This window comes from Vibrio sp. 2033, assembly GCF_033339735.1.
This window is the reverse complement of sequence record NZ_JAWOVC010000006.1, coordinates 252,817-260,193: the sequence shown is the minus strand read 5'-3', so window position 1 is coordinate 260,193 and position 7,377 is coordinate 252,817. Positions and strand designations below refer to the sequence as shown.

Below are 7,377 nucleotides of genomic sequence, written 5' to 3'. Positions count from 1 at the left end.
CTTTAAAATACAAAACGCCCGATGAAGTACATCGAGCGTTTTAGTTAAAAAGTGTCAACCCATATCAGGACGGGTCAACCAAACTCTGTTATTTTCTCTGCTTATTGATTTAAGCTAAGCCTCGATCACCCACCTCATCTGGCAACTGTTGCAAAAGCCACTCTCTAAAACGCTTGACGCTTGCTGGGATTAAACCTCTATTTTTAGGTTCAAGCATAGAGAAATTGGAAGGTGTTGAAAGCACGTGTTCGACTGGCCTAACTAAAGCACCGCTTTGTAAATAGTCGTCCACTAATGACCCCCAGGCTAACGCGATTCCCTGACCATTAATTGCCGCTTGTAACAGCATTGGATAGTTATTGATGTTCATGCGATTACGAGGCGAAATATTTGGCAATCCTACACTCGCAAACCACTGCTCCCAATTCACCCAATCTCTTTGAGACTCTTCCAGATAGAGTAACGTTTTATTGAAGATTTCTTCTGGCTTACTAGGCTGGCCGATTTTCTCTAAATAAAGCGGGCTACACACAGGGAATACTTCTTCTGAAAACAGCGTTGTCACATCCATTTCCGCAGGTGGAGTGCGACAATAAAACAAGGCGAGATCGCAATCTAATCGGCGTAAGTCCAACACATTATCTGAGGCCAATATTCTTATATCGATGTCATCATGTTCATTTTGAAATTGAGCAACCTTAGGCAACAACCACAAGGCTGCCATTGCATTTGTCGTCGCAACCGTGATCTTTTGTTCGCCCTGCCACTTCTTCACTTCACCAGTTATTTGAGCAATATCGAGCAAAGATTGGCTGACAGCTTGATAATATTGAAGACCTGTAGGCGTTAAATTAATGCTTCGATTGGCTCGCGTGAACATAGCCTTGCCTAAGTATTCTTCTAATTGTCTAATTTGGCGACTGATAGCACCTTGGGTCACGTTTAGCTCGTCAGCGGCTAACGTAAAACTCAAGTGCCGCGCCGACGCTTCAAACGCAACGAGGCTATTTAAAGGTGGGAGGGGTTTGATTTTCATGTATCTTCCAGTAAGGCAGTATTGTAATTATTTTTATTCCCGGCAATCTTATGTTGCACGTGGATAATGCCATTCTGGACAACACCTCAAAAACGACAATTTATAAATGATAAAAAATAGAGATGAATCATAAATTGTTGTGAGAGAGACTGCCGTATACAGTTTCGTGGCTACAACGAGCACAAAAAGAGGAGCAGTTACTCCTCTTTTGTCTAGCCTTTTGCTCACTTTGTACGAGTTAGCCCATTTACCCTATTGCCAGTTTAGTACTCGCGTAACGCGCTTTTTTCTTTCTTGGACTGGCTAAGAAGTACGCTAATGTAAGAGGCCCTAATCGTCCCATAAACATCATGAAGATGATCACTAACTCACCCGGTTCGGACAAACTGCCCGTTAAGCCTCGCGATAACCCAACCGTACCCAGTGCCGAGACCGCTTCGAACATAATGTCTAACATAGACGCTTTCTCTGTCAGTAACAGCGTGAATATGGCAAACCAAGTCACCCCCACCGAGATCAGAGTCAGCGCCAATGCCTTGCTGATGGTCTCTTTGGGAATCTCGCGTTGAAAGGCATAGGTTGCTTCATCGCGACGCAAATAGCTGTAAGTCGCCAAGACTAACACTATAAATGTCACAACTTTAATGCCACTTGCCGTACTCAATGATCCACCGCCGATAAACATCAACACCAGAATGATCGCCGTTGTGGCATCTTCCAACTGATCGATAGCTAAAGTGTTGAACCCTGCCGTTCTTGGCGTCACCGCTTGAAACCACGATGCCCACCATTTCCCTGCTTCGCTCAACGGGGCAAGCGTGTTGGGGTTGTCATATTCAATCAGATAAATCGCGATAAGTGCCACCACGTTAATGATCATCGTGCCTAAGATCATCATTCGACTGTAAACGGTGAGTCGATGCCAACGGCGATTGCGTTTTAAGTCAATCCAAACCGAGAAGCCTAAACCACCAATAATGAACAAACTGGTAATGGTGAAGTTAACGACCGGGTCGTCCACGTAAGGCATTAAGCTATCGGCACTCAACGCAAAACCTGCATTGTTAAACGCACTGATGGTGTAGAAGAAACCATGGAACAAACTGGTTTCCCAGCCCAGCTCTTCACTCCAATAAACGCTCAAAATAGTGAAACCAATAAGTTCAACGAGCAGAGCGAACATCAATACAGATTTAGCAGTGGCAATGAGTGTCGATGAATCAGTCTGGTTGAACGCCTCTCTCGCGACTGCTCGCTCCAAAAAGCCAATTTTTCCGCCCAGAGCCAGCAAGGTCACGATAGCAAACGTCATCAAACCTAGGCCACCACATTGAATCAGGAAAGCAATAACCACTTGCCCAAAAGGCGTAAACGCCGTGCCCGTGTCCACCACAACTAATCCCGTCACCGTAATGGCCGATGTTGCTGTAAACAGGCTTTGAATCCAAGTGATGGGCTCTGTGGTGGCAATCGGCAGTTTGAGTAAGACCGTGCCGAGCATGATCAAGCACGCAAAGCTGAGGCTAAGTATTAATGGCGGTGCGCCCAACAATTTTTTGCCCGCTTTGGGTTTTCGCTCGATGGGGATAATAGAGGGATGCCACAAAACCATGTTACACCAACCTTGGAGCGACGTATTTCAGCTCAGCGCGACTACCACAAAGCAACAGCGTGTCGAACTCATTAAGCACAAACTCATCATTGATATTGGTGTAGACGGCTTCTTCGCGCTTCACCAAGATAGGCTGAATGTTGTAACTGCCTCGGCTGATCAACTTAGAAAGCGGCGTATCGTGCAGATTGGATTTAACGTGGATTTCCACCACATACAAGCCATGCCCCATTTCCAAATAGTTGTTCACCATCGGATAGTTGAGTGCCTGTGCGACTCTTACGCCCATCTCCTCTTCCGGATGAATAATGCGTTGTACACCAAGCTTAGACACGATGGTGTGGTGTGCTTTGGTGCTCGCTTTGACCCAAATGGATTTCACACCCAGATTTTTCAGCGCCAACGTACACAACAAACTGGCTTGCATGTCTTCGCCAATCGCCACCAACACCACATCACTGTTCGCTAGCGCTAACTCTCTGAGTGCGCCTTCGTCTGTTGCGTCACATATGACCGCTTGCGTTAACTCTTCGACGTATTTCTCGACGATTTTCGGGTCGCTATCCACCCCCGTTACGGTGTGTCCAAGATGAATAAGTTCTAAGCTAGCGGCAACGCCAAATCGCCCTAAACCAATTACTGTAAAGTGAGCCATATCAATCCCTAACTGTGTTTTATGTATAGAAAATGCTAATGCGTTAAGGGCTAGGCTGATTTTCCGTCACGAAAAATAGGCAACACGAATCCTGTTCGAGTGCCGATAACCAGCACTAAACCTTGGCATTAACGTTGATTAAATTTGGAATTTAGTGGTGCTTGGACGTCTCAAGCACTAAACGATAACCCAGCCCCGGCTCGGTTTTTAAAAGTCGCTGTTCGTCAGCACTATCGTTCAGTTTTTTGCGTAGTTGACTCACTAACACGCGTAAGTAGTGAGTATCTTCGACATGACTTTTTCCCCAAATCACCGCTAGCAAATGAGTTTGCTCAATGAGTTTTCCCGGCTTGAGAATCAACTGTTCAATGAAAGAAAATTCTTTCTTGGTGAGTGGAATTTCCCTCTGATCCAACCAAAATTGGTGGGTGCTTTTGATGATTTTGACTCGGCCAGCCACCAGCTCATCAGCGATGGATTTCTCATCCACCAAATCTCGAACCAGCACTTTGATGCGCGCGATGAGCTCTTTTACGCCAAAAGGCTTGCTCAAGTAATCATTCGCGCCCGCTTCTAAAAGGCGGATTTTTTCCTCTTCTTGATCGCGAGCCGTCAGCACTAGCACTGGCGTTTTATACGTCTGACGAAGCGTAGTGAGAAACTCCTTCCCATCGCCGTCGGGCAAGCCTAAATCTAGCAGAATGACGTGCGGCGAATGTGCTTCGAAACACGCTTTGGCTTCTGCAATGGTACTCGCGCCAATGTAATCAAACCCTTCAGCAGACAGCGAAATTCGAATAAAGGTATGAATGCGAGGCTCATCGTCCACGACTAAAACTTTGTAACTCACGCCTGCTCTGCTCCTTGATTGAGTGGAAGTAGAATGCGGATCAGCGTCCCTTCTGATACTGGCATAGATTGAATCTCTCCTTGGTGTGCGATGATGATGCCTTTGGCAACCGCGAGTCCCATTCCGGTGCCTGAATCGGCCGATTTGTTGTTCGCGCCGGAATAGAAAAGGTTGAATATTTTTTCCGCATCTTCAGCTTTGATGCCAATCCCCATGTCCCGAACATCAATCACGCACGACGAACCCTGCTTAGAAAGAGAAACCTCAACAGATTCATTCTCTGGTGAAAATCGCATGGCATTATCCAGCACATTAAAAATCGCTTGTTCGATGAGCGAACGACTTACTGACAAATAATCAACGGAATCATCCATATTCATGGACACTTTCTCGGTGTAATTTGGCAAACGAGAAACCGCATCCCGAACAATATCTGCAATCAACTCATCTTTTTTGGTAATTTTTAATGTGCCGTGCTGGAGCTTAGTCGCCTGTAAGAGGTTCTCGATATATTGATGCAAGCGATGGCTTTCTGAAGTCGCACTGTCGAGCAATTCTTTACGCTCTAAGTCATTGAGCTTGGGCATGTACTCGTTGAGTGTGGTCAATGTTCCAATAATGGTTGCCAGCGGCGTGCGTAAGTCATGGGACACCGATAGCAGGATGCTGTTTTGCAGCTTGGTTTGTTTTAACTCGCCCTGCTGGCGACGATAAAGATCCGCAAAGGTGCTGGTGATAAATGCCACCACCATAAACACGACTAAATTAAAAATGTCTTCCGGACGAAACATCTGCAAAGAGTAACGAGGCGTCGTGAAAAAGAAGTTGAAGCTCAACGCTTCGATCACCGCCGCCGCATAAGCGAATCGCGAGTTGCATTGAAACGCCACTACCACGACTGCTAACTGTAAAATCAGCAGGACTGCGGCTGTAGAGCCAAACAGTTGGTCTAACAGCCATGAGACCACAACCGCGCCAACAATCACGGTAGTAGAAAAGAGAAAGGTGTTATCTCGCCATTGAACAAACATAAAATACATCAACCAAAATTCGATGTAGAAAACTTTAGCAAAAGCCCATTCGGAGTTCGCGTAAAAAAAGCGTAAAAAATTCAATAACGACAGTGAGTTATAAACATAATCATCATTAAGTTGGCCTAACTCAATGAATAATCACAAGTTAACGTTGCCCATTAACGCCTACTTACTCGGTATAAACGACAGACACAAAAAAGAGGAGCATTTGCTCCTCTTTCGTGTAGCGTCATATTAGATGACTTGCAGTTGAGCATCACCTTGCTCAGACAAAAAACCGCCGGTTTGATGCTTCCACAACTGAGCGTAAACACCACCCAATTGCAGCAGCTCGTAATGCGATCCTTGTTCAATGATTTTTCCGTCATCCATTACAATCAAACGATCCATCGCGGCAATCGTTGATAAACGGTGAGCAATCGCAATCACTGTTTTTCCTTCCATCAGAAGTTCAAGGTTTTCTTGAATTGCCGATTCTACTTCTGAATCAAGTGCAGACGTTGCTTCATCCATGATCAAAATTGGCGCGTTTTTCAGCAGAACGCGAGCAATCGCCACACGTTGACGCTGACCACCAGACAGCTTCACACCGCGTTCACCCACTTCAACGTCATAGCCAACGTTACCTTGCTCGTCTCGTAGAGATTGAATGAAATCATTAGCATGTGCTTTCTCAGCAGCTGCGATAACGGCATCCATTGAAGCATCTGGATCACCGTAAAGAATGTTCTCTTTAATTGAACGATGCAGCAAAGAGGTGTCTTGAGTGATCATACCGATGTGTTGGCGAAGAGACTCTTGTTCAACTTGAGAAATGTCCTGTCCATCAATGCAAATCTTACCGCTATTTACGTCGTAAAAGCGCAGCAACAAGTTGACCAACGTGGATTTACCTGCCCCAGAGCGACCGACAATGCCGACTTTTTCGCCCGGTTTGATAGTCAGATTCAAGTTCTCAAATACTGCCTTCTCATCACTGTAGTTAAAACCAACGTTATCAAAGCAGATCTCACCTTGAGAGATTTGCAAAGGCTTAGCATTTGGTACGTCTTTCACTTCAACATCGTTTGAAATCGTATTAATACCGTCTACTACTGTACCGATGTTTTCAAACAGTGCGCTAACTTCCCACATGATCCACTTCGACATACCTTGTACGCGCAATGCAATACTGATGGCAATCGCAATAGCACCAATTGTTACAGCGTGATCTAGCCATAGATAAACCGAAATGGCACTAATAGACATCAGCAGCAAATAGTTGATGGCATCCACACTAAACAGTAAACAAGTCACCATGCGCATTTGGCGGTAAACCGTCACCAAAAATTGCTTCATGCTGCTTTCTGCGTATTCCAACTCTCGTTGCGAGTGCGCGAATAGCTTTACGGTAGATATGTTGGTGTAAGAATCGACAATGCGCCCAGTCATTACAGAACGAGCATCCGCTTGCTCTGTCGCTACTTGTTTCATTTTAGGGATAAAGTAGAACTGGATAACCGCGTACATTCCTATCCAAATCACAATAGGTAACATTAGCAAACCATCGGCTTCGCCCATCATCCAAAGCATCGAAAGAAAATAAACGCTGATATAAACCAGTACATCCACCAGCTTCATGACCGTTTCTCGTACCGCTAACGCACTTTGCATCACTTTGGTCGCAACTCGGCCTGCAAAGTCACGCTGGAAAAATCCAACCGCTTGTTTTAGCAAGTAACGGTGAATCAACCAACGGATAGACATCGGGTAGTTACCCAATAACGTTTGGTGCATCACCATTGAGTGGACAAAACCGAGAGCTGGCATCACAACCGCCACTAAGAACAGCATCATTAGCATGCGATCACCCTGGTCTTGCCAGAATGTTGCGCGATCTTGATTAGAGAGAATATCGACGAGCTCGCCCATATAACGCAACAGCGTCACCTCTGTGATGGCAATAAGCGCACTGAACACTGCCATAACGAGTAAAGGGGCTTCAAAGCCACGAGTGTAAAAACGACAAAAGCCAAATAGCGTCTTCGGTGGCTTTTCGGTTTCCATCTGGGGAAAGGGTTGGGTCAGTTTTTCAAACCAATTGAACATAACAATGACTTTAGGTACCGCGAATGAATTTGCGAACGTTTTACTATCTTTTGATACAAAAGTCAGTAAAATACCGAAACAAAAGCTCAAATGATAATAATT

At 45.3% G+C, this 7,377-nt stretch carries 6 protein-coding genes; all 6 read right to left on the bottom strand.

Annotation, left to right across the window (positions count from 1 at the left end; all coding sequences use genetic code 11):
* Nucleotides 1-109 precede the first annotated feature (109 nt).
* Entirely contained in the window at nucleotides 110-1,036 is a 927-nt protein-coding gene (locus tag R7P74_RS11290; RefSeq protein ID WP_115386780.1) for a LysR substrate-binding domain-containing protein, read from the bottom strand.
* A 247-nt stretch (nucleotides 1,037-1,283) separates the two neighbouring features.
* Nucleotides 1,284-2,648 (bottom strand): TrkH family potassium uptake protein, encoded by a 1,365-nt coding sequence (locus tag R7P74_RS11285; RefSeq protein ID WP_025768536.1) that lies wholly within the window; start codon nucleotides 2,646-2,648, stop codon nucleotides 1,284-1,286.
* Nucleotide 2,649: 1 nt separating this feature from the next.
* Nucleotides 2,650-3,303, bottom strand: coding sequence for a potassium channel family protein (locus R7P74_RS11280; RefSeq protein WP_005375180.1), 654 nt, complete (start codon nucleotides 3,301-3,303; stop codon nucleotides 2,650-2,652).
* Nucleotides 3,304-3,454: 151 nt separating this feature from the next.
* Nucleotides 3,455-4,153, bottom strand: a complete 699-nt coding sequence (locus R7P74_RS11275) for a response regulator transcription factor (RefSeq protein WP_172563914.1) — start codon at nucleotides 4,151-4,153, stop codon at nucleotides 3,455-3,457.
* A complete protein-coding gene (locus tag R7P74_RS11270; protein ID WP_207220427.1) occupies nucleotides 4,150-5,184 on the bottom strand; it encodes a sensor histidine kinase in 1,035 nt (344 codons plus the stop codon). Before R7P74_RS11270 ends, R7P74_RS11275 begins: the two co-directional genes overlap by 4 nt.
* A gap of 237 nt (nucleotides 5,185-5,421) precedes the next feature.
* Nucleotides 5,422-7,275 carry an ABC transporter ATP-binding protein gene (locus tag R7P74_RS11265; RefSeq protein WP_225495619.1) on the bottom strand — a complete coding sequence of 618 codons (1,854 nt, stop codon included), beginning with the start codon at nucleotides 7,273-7,275 and terminating at the stop codon, nucleotides 5,422-5,424.
* Nucleotides 7,276-7,377: the final 102 nt, after the last annotated feature.